Raw genomic sequence first — 17,715 nt, forward strand, 5'->3', positions numbered from 1 at the left:
AAGGAAGACGGCACGGGCAACATCTCCTACGCCCCGGCCAACCACGACTTCATGGTGCGCACCCGGCAGGCGAAGATCGACGGCATCGACGTCCCGGACCTGACGGTGGACGACCCGGACGGCGCCCGGACCCTGGTCCTCGGCTGGGGCTCCACCTACGGACCCATCACCGCCGCCGTACGCCGGATCCGCAAGGAGGGCGACCGGATCGCCCAGGCGCATCTCCGACACCTCAACCCCTTCCCACACAACCTCGGTGAGGTTCTCGCCCGATACGAGCGGGTCGTCGTACCCGAGATGAACATGGGGCAGCTGGCGGCACTTCTGCGCGCCAAGTACCTGGTCGACGTGGTGTCCTGCACGCAGATCAACGGCATGCCCTTCAAGGCAGAGCAACTGGCCCGTGCGCTGAAGGAGGCATCCCGTGGCAACTGACCTCAGACTCACCGCCAAGGACTTCAAGTCCGATCAGGAAGTGCGCTGGTGCCCGGGCTGCGGCGACTACGCCATCCTCGCCGCGGTGCAGGGCTTCATGCCGGAGCTGGGACTGGCGAAGGAGAACATCGTCTTCGTCTCCGGCATCGGCTGCTCCTCGCGCTTCCCCTACTACATGAACACCTACGGGATGCACTCCATCCACGGCCGTGCCCCGGCCATCGCCACGGGCCTGGCGAGCTCGCGCCGGGACCTGTCGGTGTGGGTCGTCACCGGCGACGGCGACGCGCTGTCCATCGGCGGCAACCACCTGATCCACGCGCTGCGCCGCAACGTCAACCTCAAGATCCTGCTGTTCAACAACCGCATCTACGGCCTGACCAAGGGCCAGTACTCCCCGACCTCCGAGGTCGGGAAGATCACCAAGTCGACGCCGATGGGCTCGCTGGACGCGCCGTTCAACCCCGTCTCGCTGGCGATCGGCGCGGAGGCGTCGTTCGTGGCGCGGACGGTGGACTCCGACCGCAAGCACCTGACCGAGGTGCTGCGCCAGGCCTCCGCCCACCAGGGCACCGCGCTGATCGAGATCTACCAGAACTGCAACATCTTCAACGACGGCGCCTTCGACGCCCTGAAGGACAAGCAGCAGGCCGAGGAAGCCGTGATCCGCCTGGAACACGGCAAGCCGATCCGCTTCGGCACCGACCAGGCCAAGGGTGTCGTACGGGACGAGCTGACCGGGGACCTGAAGGTGGTCGCGGTGACGCCGGAGAACGAGGGGCGGATCCTCGTCCACGACGCGCACTCCCCGTCGCCGACCACGGCGTTCGCACTGTCCCGGCTCGCCGACCCGGACACCCTGCACCACACCCCGATCGGCGTCTTCCGCTCGGTCGACCGGCCCGTCTACGACACGCAGATGGCCGACCAGCTGGACCAGGCGATCGAACAGCACGGCAAGGGCGATCTGTCCGCGCTGCTGGCGGGCGGCGACACCTGGACCGTCGTCGGCTGATTGCGGAGAAGAAAGCGAAAGGGCCCCGGCCGCGCACCGCGCCCAGCGGGTGCACTGCACCCGCACTTGCGCCTGCGGCCGGGGCGGCCTGTCGTCGCCCTCTCAGGGAGCCGCTACCGATCGGACCGCAACGCGTCGAATCGCACGAAACCCGTGAAGCGGCCCGCGAAAGAGGGCGAGACCTGGTCGTCGAGCGAATTCCGAACGCCCGCCATCACGTCGGAATCGGGTTGTCCGAACACCTCGAAGCGTTCCACCCGGCAGTGCTTCATCACTGCCCGGATGTACGGCTCGGACATCTTCCAGTGCGCGCGGACGGAATCCGAGTCCCGGTACATCTGGAAGCTGTGCGCGAGCAGCTTCTGCTCGTCGATGAACACCTCCACCATGACCTGGGGACCGTGCTCCTCCACGAACCGTACGGCCCGTTCGGTGGCCTCCCGGTAGGCGTCGAGATGCCCTTCGGTGATGCGCATGGTGTTGCGGAAGAGGAGAATTCCGCTGTCCGGTGCGTCCACGTTGTCCACGCCTTCAGCCTCCACGGCGATCGCTTTTCGGGTCACGACATTCACACGTTCCCCGAGCGGTGCCCGTGGACTCCCTCAGTGCCCCGTCCGGCGGCGGACATCACCCGACGGCCGAGCGGGCGGCGGATCCCGGCTCAGTAGCCGTAAATCATCTTGTAGGCGACCTCGGGCAGGAACTGTCCGGCCGTGGAGCCCTGGCCCACACCGCAGTTGCCGTCCGACTCACCGGGCACCTTGACCCACAGGAGCATCTCGGCGCCTCCGCCGAGCCGGGTGGGCGTGCCGATGCGACGGCCCGCCGGGTTGCACCACTGGCCGTCGGTGCCGTTGCCGTTGCGGCTGGTGTCGACGACGAACGGCTTGGTGTAGCCGTAGCGGGAGCTCAGTTCGCGGTTGACGGCGTTGCCGTACGTGGTGTTCTCGGCGGTGGGGATGTAGTTCGAGATGTTGAGCGAGAAGCCGTGCGCCTGCCGGAGTCCGGCCTCGTGCAGGCGCCGGGCCATGGTGGCCGCGTTGGCCCAGCGCGGGTTGCCGGCGTCCATGTACACCCAGGTGTTGGGGGCCTGGCGGCTGAACTGGGCGAGGGCACCGCTGAGCATGCCCTCGCGTTCGTCGATCTGCGCCTGGGTCATGCAGCCGTAGTCCCCGAGGGAGTCCGGTTCGAGGATGACCAGGGCCGGGCGGTTGCCGATCCCGCCGGCGAACTGGGCGATCCAGTCGGCGTAGGCGGACGGTGAGGCGGCCCCGCCCGAGGAGTGCCCGCCGCAGTAGTCGCGGTGGTAGATGTTGTAGGCGACCAGGATCGGCAGCTTGTCGACGCCGTCCGCCGCCCCCGCGTAGGCCCCCGTGGCGGTGCCGATGGTGCCGCTCCAGGAGCCGAACCAGCGGGCCGTCGGGGTGTTGGCGATGGAGGCGCCGATCGCGGCGGCGCGGCCGTCACCGGGGTTGGCCGCCACCCACCTCTTCGCGCTGGAGTCGGGGTCCACGTAGAACCCGTTGGTCAGAGTGGTGGGGTCGGCCGCGTGTGCGGAGGGCGCGGCGGCGAGGGCCAGCGGCACGGCGGAGACGGCTGCGGCCAAGGCGAGGAGTGTGCGGCGCAAGACGGAACCTCGATTCCTGGTGGGGGGTCGGGGGCGAAGAGCGGTGGTGCGCTCCACGCGTCGCTCAGGGCGTGGACAGGTCGAACCGCGTGACGCGGACCGCGCCGCCGAGCGCCTGGGTGGCGTGGTTGAAGAGGGCGAATCGGTAGCCCATGAAGAAGCGCCAGTCGTTGCCCAGGGAGAAGACCGGGCCGAGGCGGGTGAAGGTCGTGCCGTCGGTGCTGTAGGAGAAGGTGCCGGGGCGGGCCGAGCCGGGGCGGATGTCCGCGGTGGCGCGCAGCCAGATCCGGTTGCCGCCGGGCAAGGCCGCGCTCGCGCGTTCCGTGCCGGTGCCCGTGGTGTTCCAGTTGCCGTCCATGGTCAGCCCGTCCACCATCACCACGCGCGTCGTGCCGCCGTCACGTTTCAGCCCGATCCACGCGGAGGAGTCGCGCAGCAGCGCGAGTCCGGCGCGGTCGCCGTCCCGCATGCCGGAGTGGTCGAGTTGCACCGTGGCGGTGGACGTCGGGCCCTGGATGCGGTGCGTGAGGGTGTTGCGGGCCCCGTAGAGGTCGCGGGTGACGGTGGCGGTCCGCAGCGTCAGGCCGTTGCCGGCCGACCACTTGGTGTTGTCCGGGTTGTGGTTCCACTCCCACCTCGGATCGAGCGCGGTGCGGTCGAACGTGTCGACGCCGGTCAGGGGAGCGACCTGACGGGGAGGGGCGGGTACGGCCGGGCTCGGGTACGACGTGCCCCAGGCGCCGTCAACCAGCTGGACGACGGGCCAGCCGTCCGAGGTCCAGGAGACCGGCGCCAGGGCGGGCATCCGGCCGCCGGGGTAGGCGTCGACGAAGGCCAGGTAGTACCAGGCGCCGCTCTGCGTCCGCACCAGCCCGCCCTGGTGCGGGACACCGCCGCCGGGGATCGGTCCGCGCAGGTCGAGCAGGACCTGCCGCAATGTGTACGGACCGAAGGGGCCGCTGGTCGACTTGAGGATGTACTGACCGTTGGCGGGGCGGGTGAGGAAGATGTAGTACTGCCCGTTGATCTTGTAGAAGCGGGCACCCTCCAGCGTGCCGATACTCGACGGGGTCGAGAACACCTGCTGCGACCTGACCTGGCTGCGGCCGTCGGGCGAGAGCTGGGCCACGTGGATGGTGGTGTTGCCGTAGGCCACGTACAGGGTGTCGTCGGTGTCGACGAGCAGTCCGGCGTCGTAGTAGGGCGTACTGATGGTCGTGAGCCGGCTCCACGGGCCCTCGGCGGCGGTGGCCGTGTAGACGTACGTGCGGGCGAAGTCGATCTGGCCGAGCCAGTAGAAGGTGCGGTTGCTCGGGCGGTAGGCGAGCGTCGACGCCCAGATGCCGCGGACGTAGCCGCGCCCGCCGTTCAGGTCGTACTTGGTTCCGAAGTCCAGGACGGGCACCGAGTGTCCCGCGATCTCCCAGTTGACGAGGTCGTACGACCGCAGCACGGGTGCGCCCGGCGAGTAGTGCATGGTCGAGGCGGAGGCGTAGAACGTGTCGCCGACGCGGATGACGTCGAGGTCCGCGAAGTCCTGCCAGATCACGGGGTTGGTGTAGGAGGCGGCGGCCGCCGGATCGGGGGCCTGTGGGGCTGCCGGGCCAGCGGCGGAGGCCCCGGGGGTTGCAGCGATCGGGAGCAGGGCTCCGGTGACCAGGCCGGTGGCGGCGGTCAGTGCGTGCCGGCGACTCACAGGATGACGAGGGCATGACATGTCTGTCTCCTCGGGCTGGGGTGCCGCAGTCAGGGATGTGATGAAGCGGGATGGTTCGATATATGGAACGCCGATCGGCTAGTCGAGCACCCTGGATGATAGGAGGCTGATCGGCGGCGTCAAGAGTCCTCGCAATATTCGGCATGAACATCGAAATGTTTCGCTGCGCAGGACCTTGGCGCCTGCGCAGGACCTTGGCGCTATGGAGGGCACCGTCATGGCCTCGGCACCCGAACGGGGGGCGCAGGCACGACCGCCTGCGCCCCCGCCATGGCCCTGCACTTCGTGGACCTGCCAAGTCGGCCCTGCACAAGGACGGGCTACGGGTTGCGTGTCACGGGAGCGTGGTCCACTTCTGGTTGTTCTGGCCGTTGCAGGTCCACAGGATGACCGGGGTCCCGTTGGCAGAGCCGGCCTCCTTGGCGTCGAGGCACAGCCCGGCGTGGACGTTGCGGACCGACCCGTCGGAGCCGACCGTCCACTTCTGGTTGTCCTGGCCGTTGCAGGGCCAGACGACGACCGGCGTGCCGTTGGTGGTGCCCCGGCCGGAGGCGTCCAGGCACTTGTCGCCGTAGACGCGGATCTCGCCGCCGGCCCAGCTGGTCCAGAGCTGGTTGGCGGCGGTGTGGCAGCCCCACAGCAGCGTCTTCGACCCGGCGGCGGTGGCGGCGCCGTCCACGTCCAGGCAGCGGCCGGACCCGCCACCGCGCAGGCGCCCGGTGGTGGAGGCCAACGGGCTGCCGCCGGTCATCTTGTACACGGCGACACCGTGTGCCGGGACGCTCGCGGAGATCTGCCCGGAGGTGCTCGACGTGCCGCCGGTCCACAGATCGGTGAGGGTGAACGACCCTCCGGTCAGGCCGACCTGGGCAGCCGAGGCCGTGATGGTCGCGGTGCTGCTCCCTCGGTTGAACAGGCCCACGGCGACCGAGCCGTCGGACAGACGCTTGGCGAACACCTCGGTGTCGCCGTCGTCGCGCACCCGGCGACCGCCCGCGCCCAGCGAGTCCTGGTTCACCGCCAGCAGGCGCGGGTTGCGCAGGATCGCGCTAACGTCACCGGACATGGTGCGGATGTCGTTGCCCGCGATGAGAGGGGCGCCCATCAGCGCCCACAGCGCGAAGTGGGAACGGGACTCGGTCAGTGACAGACCGGGGCGGCCGACGACGAGCATGTCCGGGTCGTTCCAGTGCCCCGGCCCCGACTGGGCCGCCAGTGGCGCGGTGATGTCCACAACGTTGCCGACGCCCATGGGGTAGCTGTTGGTGTTGCCGTTCTGCCAGATGTCGAGCAGGTCCTCGGTCGTGCGCCACAGGTCGGCGACCTGTCCCCAGTCGTAGGTGGCGCCGGTGGGGGAGTGGAAGCTGTTGGGGTTGATGCTGTAGACGATCGGACGGCCGGTGGCACGCAGGGCGTCACGCATGGTCGTGAACTGCGCGACCTGCTCGCTGAGGGTGCCGCTGCCGGAGCACCAGTCGTACTTGAGGTAGTCCACACCCCAGGAGGCGAACGTGGCGGCGTCCTGGACCTCATGACCCTTGCTGCCGGTCGAGCCCGGGTAGGTGCCCACACCCTGGGCGCACGTCTTCTCGTTGGGCGCCTGGTAGATGCCGAACTTCAGGCCCTTGCTGTGGATGTAGTCCCCGAGTGCCTTCATGCCGCTGGGGAACTTGGTCGGATTGGAGCGCAGGTTGCCCGCCGCGTCGCGCCGGGGATCGAACCAGCAGTCGTCGACGACGACGTACTGGTAGCCCGCGGCCTTCATGCCGGAGGACACCATCGCGTCGGCTGCCTGGCGCACCTGCGCCTCGGTGATCCCGCATCCGAAGCTGTTCCAGCTGTTCCAGCCGAGCGGCGGGGTGAGCGCGGGGCTGCCCGGCGCGGCCTGGGCGGTCGTGCCGGCGGAAGCCGTGACGCAGGCGCTCAGCGTCAGTGCGGTGGCCGTCAGGAGCCGCAGCAGTCGTCTGTGCAGGGGAACCATGGGGGGTTTCCTTCCTGGCCCGCTCAGCGGTAGCCGCCTTGCGGGCCTGATCGGCGGGTCAGGAGTGTGTGATCACGTACGCGCGGGTCAGCGGACGCGCCAGCGGTTGTCGGCGGTGCCGTCGTCCGAGTCCTGCACCGCGAACGCGCCGACCGCGGTGGAGTTGTTCGCGATGGCGAGCACCTTGCCGCTGTGCACGTTGCGGATCTTGTAGGTCCCGTCTCCCTGGTCGAGCAGCGTCCAGCGGTGGTCGGCGGTGCCGTTGTCCGCCCACTGCAGGACGGCCGCGTCGTCCGCCGTGGACATGTCCTGCACCCCGAGCACCTTGCCGCTGTGGGCGTTGCGGAAGCGGAACCCGTTCCCGTCGGGGATCATGTGCCAGTCGTGGTCGGCGGTGCCCGAGTCGTTCCACTGCAGAGCGCGGCCGCCGTCAGCCGTGGACATGTTCTGGATGCCCAGCACGAGACCGCTGCCCACGTTGACGAGACGGACGGTGCCGGAGGTACCGCTGGTGTTCCAGTAGACGGTGTAGTTGTGGCCGTGCGCGTCGTGGAACGGGCGCAGGGCGACGGTGGATCCGTCGGCGGTGGCGGTGAAGGCGAGCGACGTGTCGCCGGTCCGTCTGATCGAGGACGTGTCCAGCCTCGGCAGGGAGTTGAGCGCGGAATCACCGTAGTCGCCGGACAGGACCACCGGGCCGTAGGTGATCGCGGCGACGTTCGCGTCGTCGTTGGCCGCTCGCATGACGACCCGCATGGGCAGACGGACGGTGACCGTGTCGCCGGAGGTCCAGGAGCGAGTCAGACTGGTGTAACTGCCGGGCGCGGTGGGGATGTTCTGGGCCGTGCCGTTGACGCTGACGGTGGCCCCGGAGGTCCAGCTCGGGATGCGTATGCGCATTGTCCACGTTCCGCCGACGTTCCCGGTGACCCGCAGGGTCGTGGTGTCGCTCACGGGAAAGTTCGTCGTCTGGGTGACGGTGATGCCGCGCTCCGACCAGTTGAGCACCGAGGGCACGAACATGTTCACGATCAGCGTGGTGTCACTACGGTAGTAGAGGGAGTCCATCAACCGGGTGTGCATCTCCAGGCCTGTGCCCTGGCAGCACCAGAACGTGCCGTAGTCGGTGCTCCAGGTGCCGCCGCCCCACGCCGGGCCCACACCGCGTCGACCCCCGGGATTGAGCGGCGTGAAGTAGGTGACGTGGCCGTGGTCGTCTGCCGGGTTCTGCTGGCCGATCATCTGGTTCAGCCACGCCTGCTCGTAGTAGTCGAACAGGGCGGCCCGATTCGGGTCCAGCGCGAACAGCTCCCGGGTGAGGGTGAGCATGTTGAAGGTGTTGCAGCTTTCGCACGTGTCCTTGTTCAGGTAGCCGGCGATGGCGTTCGGGGCGCGGAAGTGCTCCGCCTGGCTGTTGCCGCCGATGGCATAAGTGTGGTTGTCGACGCAGATGTTCCAGGCATGGGTGGCGATGTCCCGGTACCGAGTGGTGCCGGTGGCCTTGAACTCCCGCGCGGCCCCGACCCACTTGGGAACCTGCGTGTTGGCGTGCAGTCCGCTGAGCTGATCCCGGTTGGCCGCCAGAGGGTCGAACACCGCGGCGTGATCGAACCGTTGGGCGACGGTGAGCCACCGCGCGTCGCCCGTCTGCTGGTAGAGGTCGGTCAGCACGGTGTTCATGCCGCCGAACTCCGTCTGCAGCATGGCCTGCATCTGCTGGCCGCTGAGCCGGCCGGTGCGCCGGTCGACCCACCCGGCCAGGGAGAGCAGGACGTCACGGGCTTGTGTGCTGCCGATGTGGCGCCAGACGTCCAACAGGCCGGCCAGGGTCTTGTGGATGGTGTAGTACGGCACATTGCCGTTGCTCAGGGTCCGCTGCTCGAGAGCGGTGAAGTCGGACTCGGGGTAGCCCGAGAGATACCCGGCGCCGAACCCGGCGGCACTGTTGTTGGCCTGGCATTTGGCTAACTCCGCAACCATATGGGTTGCCTTGTCCCGGCAGACGGTGTCCCCGGTGACCGCGTAGAGCTGTGCCCACGCCGTGAGGAAGTGCCCTTGGACGTGGGTCCGGAAGGGGAAGTCCGGCGCGTCCCAACCGCCGTTGGCGGCCGCACCGTTGGTGGACAACCGGTGGTTGGCGCGGAAGTTGCGGAGCAGTCGGTCGACATCGACGAACCGCAGGTAGTTCCGCGTACGGTCCTGGTTGTCCAGCCACCGGCTCGCGGTGAGCCGGACCTGGCCGAGCATGAAGGGATGCGCGGACACCCCGATGTCGGCCCTCGCGGGCGGGACGGCCGCGTGGGCGGCGGAACCGCCGATGAGGGATCCGGTGGCGGAAGCGGCGGCGGTGGCCCCGGCTATGTGCAGGAGGTGCCGTCTGCTGATGGGTAAGGACATCGTGCACCTTTCATGACGAGAGCTCGTCGAAGCCGCCCCAGGGGAAAGGGAGGGCAGTGGTGGCTCACTGGGTGTGGAGCGGGGCGCCGGCTCGGTCGGTCGCCGTGCTGTAGTCGTAGTGACGGATGCGGCGGCCCGGGAGGTTGTACGACTCGCAGGAGACGCCGGCGGAGTCCGCGAGTCCGTGCGAGAGCGCAGGTCTCACGGAAGACTCCCTCTGCTTTCGGTATTTCGAACGGCGTCCGTAAACTCGGCCAGAACATAGATCCTGCACCTGCCCGGGTCAACGCTTCAGTCACAAAAGGCGGCCTGAGGTCCCGAAAGTGGCGGAGACGGAGCCGGCGCTGCAGGAGTCCGGTGTGGCGCTCTGCGGGGCCGACCGACCGGAACGGTCGTGCAGGCCGGCCTCGCCCCTCTGCTTGCCGGCGGCGCAGCCATGTGCAGGCCGAGGGCCGTGAGGTGCCCGTCTCGGCCGCTGGGTAAGTCCTCAACACCGGTTACTCCGGTGCCTGGCAACGGGCGCACCGGCCGGAGTGCAGTGGAGCGGGTGCCGATTTAGGCTGGAACCATCCCTATCTCTTCTACCGCATGTTCGTGACAAAAGGATGAGCTGATCTCGCCATCCGCAGCCGGTTGTAGACTCCCCGCCAGTTGCCGTGCTTCTCCGGGAGGTGCATCCACTGCGTCCCGGTCTGGAACTTGTAGGCGATCGCGTCGATCACCTCACGGTGATCCCGCCACCGCCCACCCCGCTTCGGCGTCCGGTCCGGAAGTAACGGCTCGATCCGCGCCCACTGCACGTCAGTCAACGGCACAACCAGACCAACGGTCAGATGATCTGAACGAAACGGTCTGGTGAGAACCAGCCCTCGGCGAGGAGGCCCTTCCCGCCTCACTCGGGCTTCATCACCTGGGCCAGGCCCTCGGGAGTGTCCTTCACCTCCGGCGGCGGCCCCGGATTGCCCCGGTAAGTCACACCATCGATGGTGACCTTGCCCGTCGCTTCGGCCAACGGGCGATGTTCGGTCAGGCCATCGGCCGGCCCGCCCACGAAGGTCACCAGGACAGTGATCGAGTTCGGGTCCATCAAAGCCGTCGCCTCCACATGCTCTACTCCACTCGGGGCTGTCGCACCGTCACCGGAACCACTGCATCCCACGAGCGCAACCAGCAGGCTGGCACAGCCCACCATTCTTCGGATCTGCATTCACGCATCCTGCCAGGGCCAGGTCGGACGGCCTACAGCAGAGACGATCTTGTCACCGCGATCATCGCCGCCCAGCTCCGCGATGTGGTCGAATGGCTCGTCGCTGCGGGCCAGTGGGCGCCGCGTCAGGCGGGTGGGGGAGAGCTCATCGTCTTCGGCCCGGCCTACGGTGCGGGGCAGTTACGCAGGGCGGTGAGGCCTGGTGTCTTGGGCGCTGTCGATCCCCTCTACGCCGTATCGGGCGAGCATGGTCAGCACTGCTTGGTCGACCGCGTTGGCGAGGGCCGTGTCGTCGGGCTCCCAGTGTGCGAGCAGCATCCGCGGCCAGAACACGTAGTTGGAGATCATCCCCAGGAACTGGGTCGCAGCCATCTCCGCATCGTCGAGCCGGGCTGAACCGGCGGCGTTCTCCGCTGCCAGGTAGCGGCGGACCGATTCGAAGTAGGGCATCTTGCCGAGCTTGAACTGGGTCTCGCCGAGCTCGGGAAAGCGCGGGACCTCGGCGATGACGATGCGGAACAGGGCGGCCATGCCGGGCTGGGTGAGCAGGGCCACGTATCGGCGTCCGATGGTCTCGAGCCCGGCGCGGAGGTTCCCGGGTTCGGGGAGGGGTGCCTCCCCGTCGTCGACTTTCCAGTATTCGGTGACGATCGCCTCGAACAGGGCCGCCTTGGTGGCGAACTGCTTGAACAGAGTCGCCCGCGACACTCCGGCCGCCTCTGCGATGCGGGCCAGCGAGGTGCCGTCGTAGCCGGAGTCGAGGAACAGCTTCGTCGCTGCCTCGATGATCGACGTCCGCTTCTGCGCTGCCACGCGCCGGTGATATTCCGAAGGCTGTGCCGTCATGCCCTCCAGTATGCCTCTCACTGCGAGGTGAGTCACTTGACTCACCTCCACTCGCGCTCCTACCGTGAGAGGGGAGGTGAGTCACTCGACTCACCACTATGCAAGCCTGGAGGGAAGCACCATGCAGCGCTTTGAGGGTCAGACCGTCGTCGTCACCGGCGGCAGCGGGGGTATGGGCAGCAGTCATGTGCGGGGCTACCACGCCGAGGGGGCGAACGTCGTCATCGCCGGCCGCGACGACGACGCCGGCCGCGACCTCGCTGCTCAGCTCGGCCAGCGGGCTCTGCCCGTTCACCTGGATGTCACCAGCGAGGACGACTGGGCCGCACTGGTGCGAGAAGTCGAAGACGAGTTCGGGCCGATCACCGTCCTGGTGAACAACGCGGGCATCCAGAACCCGGCGGCCCCTATCGAGCACACCCAACTCCGCACCTGGGAGCACACCTTCAGCGTCAACGTCACCGGCCAGTTCCTCGGCATCAGGGCCGTGGCTCCGTCAATGCGCAGAGGCGGTGGCGGAACCATCGTCAACATCGCCTCGACCATGGCTCACATCGGTACGGCCTTCTACGCCCCCTACACCGCCAGCAAGTGGGCCGTGCGCGGGCTGACCAAGACGGCTGCGCTGGAACTGGGGCGGGACAACATCCGGGTCAACTCCATCCACCCCGGGGTCGTCTCCACACCGCTGATCAACGAACCCACCGTCGCAGGCCAGCCGGCCATCGCCGATTTCTACTCGCCCGATCCCTTCGCCATCCCTCGCCTCGCCGAACCCTCTGACGTCACCCGCCTGTTGCTTTTCATCACCTCCCAGGACGCGTCTTTCGCCACGGGCTCGGAATTCGTCCTGGACGGGGGCCTGCTGCTCGGCCCTGCGCTCCAACCCGAATCCGACATCGCAGCTTGAACCGGCCTTGCAGTACGGAGCGTGCAGCCGCGGACGCCCCTCGGGACCAGGAGGGAAGCGCGTTGATGACACCTGCCCAGGGCGCCGAGGGCCGGTGCGCTCACCACCAGGACGGCCGGGATGCCGGTCTGCAGGACCAGCTCGTCGTCGGTGCCGAAGGTGTGGACCGCCCAGTCCTTCACCGGGGCCGGTGCGCGGTCGATGGCGGCACCCCGACCTCCACGACCGGACCGCCTTGCGACCGCACACCGGCCGCCACCAGTTCCGCCACGGTGAGTGCGGCGAATCCGGCCAGCAGGAACGCTCAGCGCACCGAGCGAAACCGCAGCCGGGCGGCCGGAGTTCGCGGCCTCGTCTCTTCTCCGCTCACGTGGGTCATCAACTGCCGGTCGGCGACCGGATTGGCCCGGAAATCAATTTGCCGGACTTTCTTCCCGGACCAACCCGTGGTGCTCGCGGCTACCGATGTTCCGTCTTTCCGGTCAGACCCGACCCGCCCAGCCGTGGCCGCTCACATTGGCGCACGTGTTGCCGAAGGCGGGGTTGAGCAGACCGACGACATTGACCGTGTTACCGCAGGCGTTCACCGGAATGTGGACCGGCGCCTGGACGACGTTGCCGGAGGCCACGCCGGGGGAGCCGGCGGCCACACCCTGGGCGCCGCTGTCCGCGGAGGCGGCCCCGGCCCAGCCCAGCACCATCGCGCCGGCAGCGGCGACGAGGCCGGCGTTCCGGATCGCACAGATCTTCACGGTTGTTCTCCTTGTTTCGCGTACCCGGGCGAAGCGAAAGTCCACCCGGCCGCCGCGATCTGCGGCGGTCACGCGTAATTCGCTCCTCGGAGAAGGGCGGATTGCCGCGGGCGAGCCATCCACTCGAAGGGGGCAATGCGATTCGGTCGCCCTGTCGAAAAGTGGGGGGGTGTACGAGGAAAGGCCGGGGCCCGGCGAGAACGAGCCGGGCGCGCGGAAGAACTGTCCCTTCAGGCACCCGCGTTCACGTCGATGGATCCGGATGCCCGGGGTACGGTCTGGCGGTGCGGTCGCTGTCCATCAGCCCTGCCGGACGCATCCTGTCCTCTTGGTGGTACCAGAGCTGGTAGACCCTCGGGCGGCGCGGCCATGCCGGCCGCCACCGGGACGGCCTTGTCGTGGGCACGGGACGACCAGCGTGGCGCTCGCTTGGCCCTGGCCGCGGCCGCCTCCACGAGCACCTTCTGGGCGACCTCCTCGGACTGCGCCACATCACGCAGCACCGCTCGGCTCGGGCCACGCCCGTTGCGGAGGCCGCAACGGCGTCGTACAGCAGGCCGAACGCGGTCTTCCCTGCGACGTGTCGCATGGCAGAGGCAACCACGACAGCGTTGCCGGTACGAATGGTCGTCATGGAAGCGCTGTTGTAACGCTGGAGCGGTCTCAAGATGGATAGCCTTATACCCCTTTTGGGGCTCTATGTGTGGTGATGGAAGCGCTGCCGATCCATTGAGTTCCAAGGTAACGCGCGATACATCTAGGCATTCGAGCGCCGCGTCTGTAACTTACAGCGGCATCGGCCGACGACGACATGAAGACGTCCGGTCCGCCTCGCGCCCAGAAAGGCCCTGCCCCATGAACAGATCCCTGTCTGCCTCCGCGGCCGTCATCCTCCTGGCGGCGTCCTCGCTCGCGCTGACAGCCTGCGGAGACCAAGGCACCGAGGACACCGCGCCGGCCGGCAAGGTGACGGTGGCGGGCGTGGAGGTGAAGAAAGACCAGGCCCTGCACGACGCGCTTCCGGACCGGATCAAGAAGTCCGGCACCGTCAAGGTGGCCACCGACGTCCCCTACGCGCCGTTCGTGATGTACGTGAAGGAAGGGAGCACCGAGTTCACCGGTCTGGACTACGACCTCGGTCAGGCCATCGGAGCCAAGCTCGGCGTCCGCTTCGCCTTCAGCGCGCAGAAGTTCGACGGCATCGTGCCGGCCATCCAGGCGGGCAAGTACGACGCGGCCATGTCCGCCATCACGGACAACAAGGAGCGCCAGCAGGTCGTCGACTTCGTCGACTACTCGCAGTCCGGCTCCGGCATCCTCGTCGCGGACGGCAACCCCGGCAAGATCGGCAACCTGGACGACCTCTGCGGGAAGAAGGTCGCCGTCCAGGCGGCCACCAACCAGCTCGACCTGCTCAAGTCGCAACAGGGCAAGTGTGCCAAGGGGAAGATCGACATCAAGACCTTCCCCAAGGACTCCGACGCCCAGCTCGCCCTGCGGTCCGGCCAGGTCGTCGCACAGGTACTGACCAAGCCCGCCGCGGGCTGGGTCGCCAAGACCGCCGACAAGGGAGCCGCCTTCGACCTCGTCGACGACCCGGCCGCCCCGGGCGGCTACAACGCCTCGCCCAACGGCATAGCCGTCAGCAAGAAGCTGCCCGCCCTCACCACCGCCGTGCAGAAGGCGCTCCAGCAGCTCATCGACGACGGCACCGCCGAGAAGATCTTCGACAAGTACGGCGTGGCCTCCATCGCGGTGAAGGAAGCCACCAGGAACGCGGCGGTCGACTGACATGACCGACGTGACCGCACCGCTCAAGACCACGCGATCCGGCCCGGCCCCCCAGGAACTCAAGGTCGTCCCCGTACGGCACTGGGGGCGCTGGATCGCCATCGTCGTGGCGCTGACCGCCCTCGTCGGCCTGGCCGGGTCGCTCGCCAAGAACGACAACCTGCACTGGGACGTCGTCGGGAACTACCTCTTCGCCGGGCTGATCTTCGACGGGCTCGCCACCACCCTGTGGCTGACCGCGGCGGCCATGGCGCTCGGCCTGACGCTGGGCACCGTGATCGCCGTCATGCGGCTGTCCACCAGCCCCGTCCTGTACGGCCTGGCCACCCTCTTCGTCTGGGTCTTCCGCGGCACCCCCCTGCTCGTGCAGATCATCTTCTGGGGCTACGCCGCCGCCCTCTACCAGTACCTCAAGATCGGCATCCCCTTCACCGACATCACCTTCTTCCAGGTGGAGACCAACTCCCTGCTCACCCCGCCGGTGGCCGCCCTGCTCGCGCTGGGCCTGAACGAGGCCGCGTACGCCTCCGAGATCGTGCGCGCCGGCATCCAGTCCGTCGACCGCGGCCAGACCGAGGCCGCCCACAGCCTCGGCATGGGCCCGGCACTGACCATGCGCCGGATCGTCCTGCCGCAGGCGATGCGGGTGATCATCCCGCCGATGGGCAACGAGACCATCAACATGCTCAAGATGACCGCGCTCGTGTCGGTCATCTCCGCCCACGACCTGATGTCGAACATCCAGGACGTCTACGCCCAGAACTACCAGGTCATCCCCATGCTCGTCGTGGCCAGCATCTGGTACCTCGCCCTGGTCACGCTGCTCGGCATCCCCCAGGCCTGGCTGGAGCGACGCTACGGCCGGGGCAGCTCCACGCAGGGGCAGGCCTCGCCCCTGCGCCGGATGCTGGGCTTCGCGACCGGCGGATCCACCCTCCGCCCCGGTAGGAAGGGCGCCGCGTGATGAACGTGCCCATGGTGCGCGCCGAGGGCGTGCGCAAGCAGTTCGGCAGGCTCGAGGTCCTCAAGGGCATCGACCTCACCGTCGAGCAGGGTCAGGTGTGCTGTCTGCTCGGCCCCTCCGGGTCCGGCAAGTCCACCTTCCTGCGCTGCATCAACCACCTGGAGAAGGTCGACGGCGGAAAGCTGACGGTGGGCGGTGAACTGGTCGGCTACCGCCGGCACGGCGACACCCTGCACGAGCTGCGCGAGAAGGAAGTGGCCGAACGCCGCCGGGACATCGGCATGGTCTTCCAGCGGTTCAACCTCTTCCCGCACATGACCGCCCTCGACAACGTCACGGAAGCGCCCGTGCGCGTCCGCGGCGTCAGCAGGACGCAGGCCCGCGAAGAGGCGCACGAGCTGCTGCGGCGCGTCGGTCTGGCGGACCGGGCCGGGCACTTCCCCGCCCAGCTGTCCGGCGGCCAGCAGCAACGGGTCGCCATCGCCCGGGCGCTCGCGATGAAGCCGAAGCTCATGCTGTTCGACGAGCCGACCTCGGCCCTCGACCCGGAACTCGTGGGAGACGTGCTCGACGTGATGCGCGCCCTCGCGGCCGACGGGATGACGATGGTGGTGGTCACCCACGAGATCGGCTTCGCCCGCGAAGTCGGGGACACGGCCGTCTTCATGGACGAAGGCGTCGTGGTCGAGGCCGGCGATCCCCGCCGGGTCCTCACCGAGCCGGAGCAGGAACGCACCCGTGCCTTCCTGTCCAAGGTCCTGTGAGCGCCCACGCGCGGCAGCGCACGCTTCAGCAGGACGTGCTCGCCCTCGCCGAGGACCGCCTCCAGGACTATCTGAGCGATCTGGCCGCACTCGTGTCGATCGACTCCGGCTCGCACAACGCCGACGGGGTGAACCGGGTGGCCGACTCGGTGCAGCGGCGGCTGAGGTCGCTCGGCTTCACCGTGCAGCGCACACCACCCCCTCCCGGGCAGGGCACCCGCACCGGTGACGTACTGGTCGGCCGCAAGCGCGGGACGCGACCCGTGCACGACGGCGGACGGCGTGTGCTCCTGGCCGGGCACATGGACACCGTCTTCGACGACGGCACAGCCGCCGCCCGCCCGTTCACCCTGGCCGGCCGGATGGCCCACGGCCCGGGCGTCAGCGACGACAAGGGCGGCCTCCTCGCCGGACTGACCGCCCTGGAGATCCTGGCGTCGCAAGGAGTCACGGACTACGCCGAACTGGTCTTCCTCGCCACCCCGGACGAGGAGATCGGCGCGCCCTTCAGCCGCTCCGTCACCGAGGACGTCGCCCGGGGCGTCGACTGCGCGCTGGCCCTGGAGTGCGCCCGGGAGAACGGCGACCTGGTCGTGACCCGCAAGGGCGTGGCCGACTACCTCGTCACGGTCACCGGCAAGGCGGCGCACGCGGGCATCGAACCCGAACGGGGAGCCAACGCCGCACTGACGGCGGCGCGGCTCACCGTCGCCCTCCAGGCCATGAACCGGCCCGAGCGGGGCGTCACCGTCAACGTCGGCGTCATCCGCGCCGGCCGGCTGCCCAACATCGTCTGCGACGAGGCCGAACTGCAGGTCGAGGTGCGCGCGGCCACCACCCGCGACCTCGCGGCCGTACGGGCGGCCATGGAGGAGGCGGCCGTCGACTGCCGCGTCCCCGGCACCGACGTCACGATCGAGCAGCGCGACCTGTGCCCGCCGATGGAGGACACCCCCGCCACGCGGGCGCTCTACGCCGAAGCGGCGACGGCGGCGGAGGCCCTCGGCATCACCGTCGGCGCGGCCGCCACCGGAGGCGTCGGAGACGCCAACCTCATCGCCGGCACGGGCACTCCCACCCTCGACGGCCTCGGACCGGTCGGCGGCGCCGACCACAGCCCCGGGGAATGGCTGGACACCACTACGGTCGCGCCCCGCATCGCCCTGCTCGCCTCGCTCATCACGGTCCTCGGCACCCGTTGAGCCGTGCGACGCGCGAGTTCCGGCACCCGCCGAACCCTGCGCCGCGCGAGACCCGGCATCCGCCGAGCAGGGCCCCGCCCGGCACCACATCCCCTGAGAGACACCCC

The 17,715-nt window shown here is 68.8% G+C and carries 16 protein-coding genes and 1 pseudogene; 7 read left to right on the plus strand and 10 right to left on the minus strand.

Annotation, left to right across the window (positions count from 1 at the left end):
• Window positions 1-435: pseudogene (locus CHR28_RS33905) on the plus strand (2-oxoacid:acceptor oxidoreductase subunit alpha); the annotation flags it as partial.
• The gene (locus CHR28_RS33910) at window positions 425-1,450 is read left to right on the plus strand and encodes a 2-oxoacid:ferredoxin oxidoreductase subunit beta (RefSeq protein WP_094057562.1); all 1,026 of its coding nucleotides are present in this window, start codon (window positions 425-427) and stop codon (window positions 1,448-1,450) included. The pseudogene CHR28_RS33905 and the gene CHR28_RS33910, both read left to right, overlap by 11 nt.
• Window positions 1,451-1,563: 113 nt before the next feature.
• Here CHR28_RS33910 and CHR28_RS33915 read toward each other — a convergent pair whose 3' ends face one another.
• The 9 genes from CHR28_RS33915 to CHR28_RS33955 form a co-directional block, all read right to left on the minus strand.
• Entirely contained in the window at window positions 1,564-2,022 is a 459-nt protein-coding gene (locus CHR28_RS33915) for a hypothetical protein (RefSeq protein ID WP_218829483.1), read from the minus strand.
• 89 nt (window positions 2,023-2,111) lie between these two features.
• The gene (locus CHR28_RS33920; RefSeq protein WP_094057563.1) at window positions 2,112-3,077 is read right to left on the minus strand and encodes a glycoside hydrolase family 6 protein; all 966 of its coding nucleotides are present in this window, start codon (window positions 3,075-3,077) and stop codon (window positions 2,112-2,114) included.
• A 64-nt stretch (window positions 3,078-3,141) separates the two neighbouring features.
• Complete coding sequence (locus CHR28_RS33925; protein ID WP_094057564.1) at window positions 3,142-4,794, minus strand: glycoside hydrolase family 43 protein; 1,653 nt, start codon at window positions 4,792-4,794, stop codon at window positions 3,142-3,144.
• 334 nt (window positions 4,795-5,128) lie between these two features.
• Complete coding sequence (locus tag CHR28_RS33930; RefSeq protein ID WP_094057565.1) at window positions 5,129-6,775, minus strand: glycoside hydrolase family 27 protein; 1,647 nt, start codon at window positions 6,773-6,775, stop codon at window positions 5,129-5,131.
• Between the two features lie 87 nt (window positions 6,776-6,862).
• Window positions 6,863-9,172, minus strand: coding sequence for a beta-L-arabinofuranosidase domain-containing protein (locus CHR28_RS33935; protein WP_094057566.1), 2,310 nt, complete (start codon window positions 9,170-9,172; stop codon window positions 6,863-6,865).
• A gap of 64 nt (window positions 9,173-9,236) precedes the next feature.
• Window positions 9,237-9,377, minus strand: coding sequence for an AbfB domain-containing protein (locus tag CHR28_RS33940; RefSeq protein WP_256984566.1), 141 nt, complete (start codon window positions 9,375-9,377; stop codon window positions 9,237-9,239).
• Window positions 9,378-9,753: 376 nt separating this feature from the next.
• Window positions 9,754-10,068 carry a transposase gene (locus CHR28_RS39055; protein ID WP_094057568.1) on the minus strand — a complete coding sequence of 105 codons (315 nt, stop codon included), beginning with the start codon at window positions 10,066-10,068 and terminating at the stop codon, window positions 9,754-9,756.
• Complete coding sequence (locus CHR28_RS33950; RefSeq protein WP_256984567.1) at window positions 10,065-10,277, minus strand: hypothetical protein; 213 nt, start codon at window positions 10,275-10,277, stop codon at window positions 10,065-10,067. Before CHR28_RS33950 ends, CHR28_RS39055 begins: the two co-directional genes overlap by 4 nt.
• Window positions 10,278-10,559: 282 nt before the next feature.
• Window positions 10,560-11,225: a TetR/AcrR family transcriptional regulator gene (locus CHR28_RS33955; RefSeq protein WP_094057569.1), complete on the minus strand. Its 666-nt coding sequence runs from the start codon at window positions 11,223-11,225 to the stop codon at window positions 10,560-10,562.
• 121 nt (window positions 11,226-11,346) lie between these two features.
• On the opposite strand from CHR28_RS33955, the gene CHR28_RS33960 reads away from it, so the two are divergent.
• Window positions 11,347-12,135 carry an SDR family NAD(P)-dependent oxidoreductase gene (locus CHR28_RS33960; RefSeq protein ID WP_094057570.1) on the plus strand — a complete coding sequence of 263 codons (789 nt, stop codon included), beginning with the start codon at window positions 11,347-11,349 and terminating at the stop codon, window positions 12,133-12,135.
• Between the two features lie 482 nt (window positions 12,136-12,617).
• Here the strand turns inward: CHR28_RS33960 and CHR28_RS33965 are convergent, their stop codons facing one another.
• Window positions 12,618-12,836: a chaplin gene (locus CHR28_RS33965; RefSeq protein WP_094057610.1), complete on the minus strand. Its 219-nt coding sequence runs from the start codon at window positions 12,834-12,836 to the stop codon at window positions 12,618-12,620.
• A 906-nt stretch (window positions 12,837-13,742) separates the two neighbouring features.
• On the opposite strand from CHR28_RS33965, the gene CHR28_RS33970 reads away from it, so the two are divergent.
• Genes CHR28_RS33970 through CHR28_RS33985 form a run of 4 tightly spaced genes read left to right on the plus strand, consistent with a single transcriptional unit; the run spans window position 13,743 to window position 17,608 of the window.
• Complete coding sequence (locus CHR28_RS33970) at window positions 13,743-14,678, plus strand: ABC transporter substrate-binding protein (protein ID WP_256984568.1); 936 nt, start codon at window positions 13,743-13,745, stop codon at window positions 14,676-14,678.
• Window position 14,679: 1 nt separating this feature from the next.
• A complete protein-coding gene (locus tag CHR28_RS33975) occupies window positions 14,680-15,642 on the plus strand; it encodes an amino acid ABC transporter permease (RefSeq protein WP_094057571.1) in 963 nt (320 codons plus the stop codon).
• Between the two features lie 11 nt (window positions 15,643-15,653).
• Window positions 15,654-16,406, plus strand: coding sequence for an amino acid ABC transporter ATP-binding protein (locus CHR28_RS33980; protein WP_094057612.1), 753 nt, complete (start codon window positions 15,654-15,656; stop codon window positions 16,404-16,406).
• Complete coding sequence (locus tag CHR28_RS33985) at window positions 16,403-17,608, plus strand: M20 family metallopeptidase (RefSeq protein ID WP_094057572.1); 1,206 nt, start codon at window positions 16,403-16,405, stop codon at window positions 17,606-17,608. The genes CHR28_RS33980 and CHR28_RS33985 overlap by 4 nt, the downstream gene beginning before the upstream one ends.
• Window positions 17,609-17,715: the final 107 nt, after the last annotated feature.

Source organism: Streptomyces sp. XY006 (assembly GCF_002237655.1).
Taxonomy (GTDB): domain Bacteria; phylum Actinomycetota; class Actinomycetes; order Streptomycetales; family Streptomycetaceae; genus Streptomyces; species Streptomyces levis.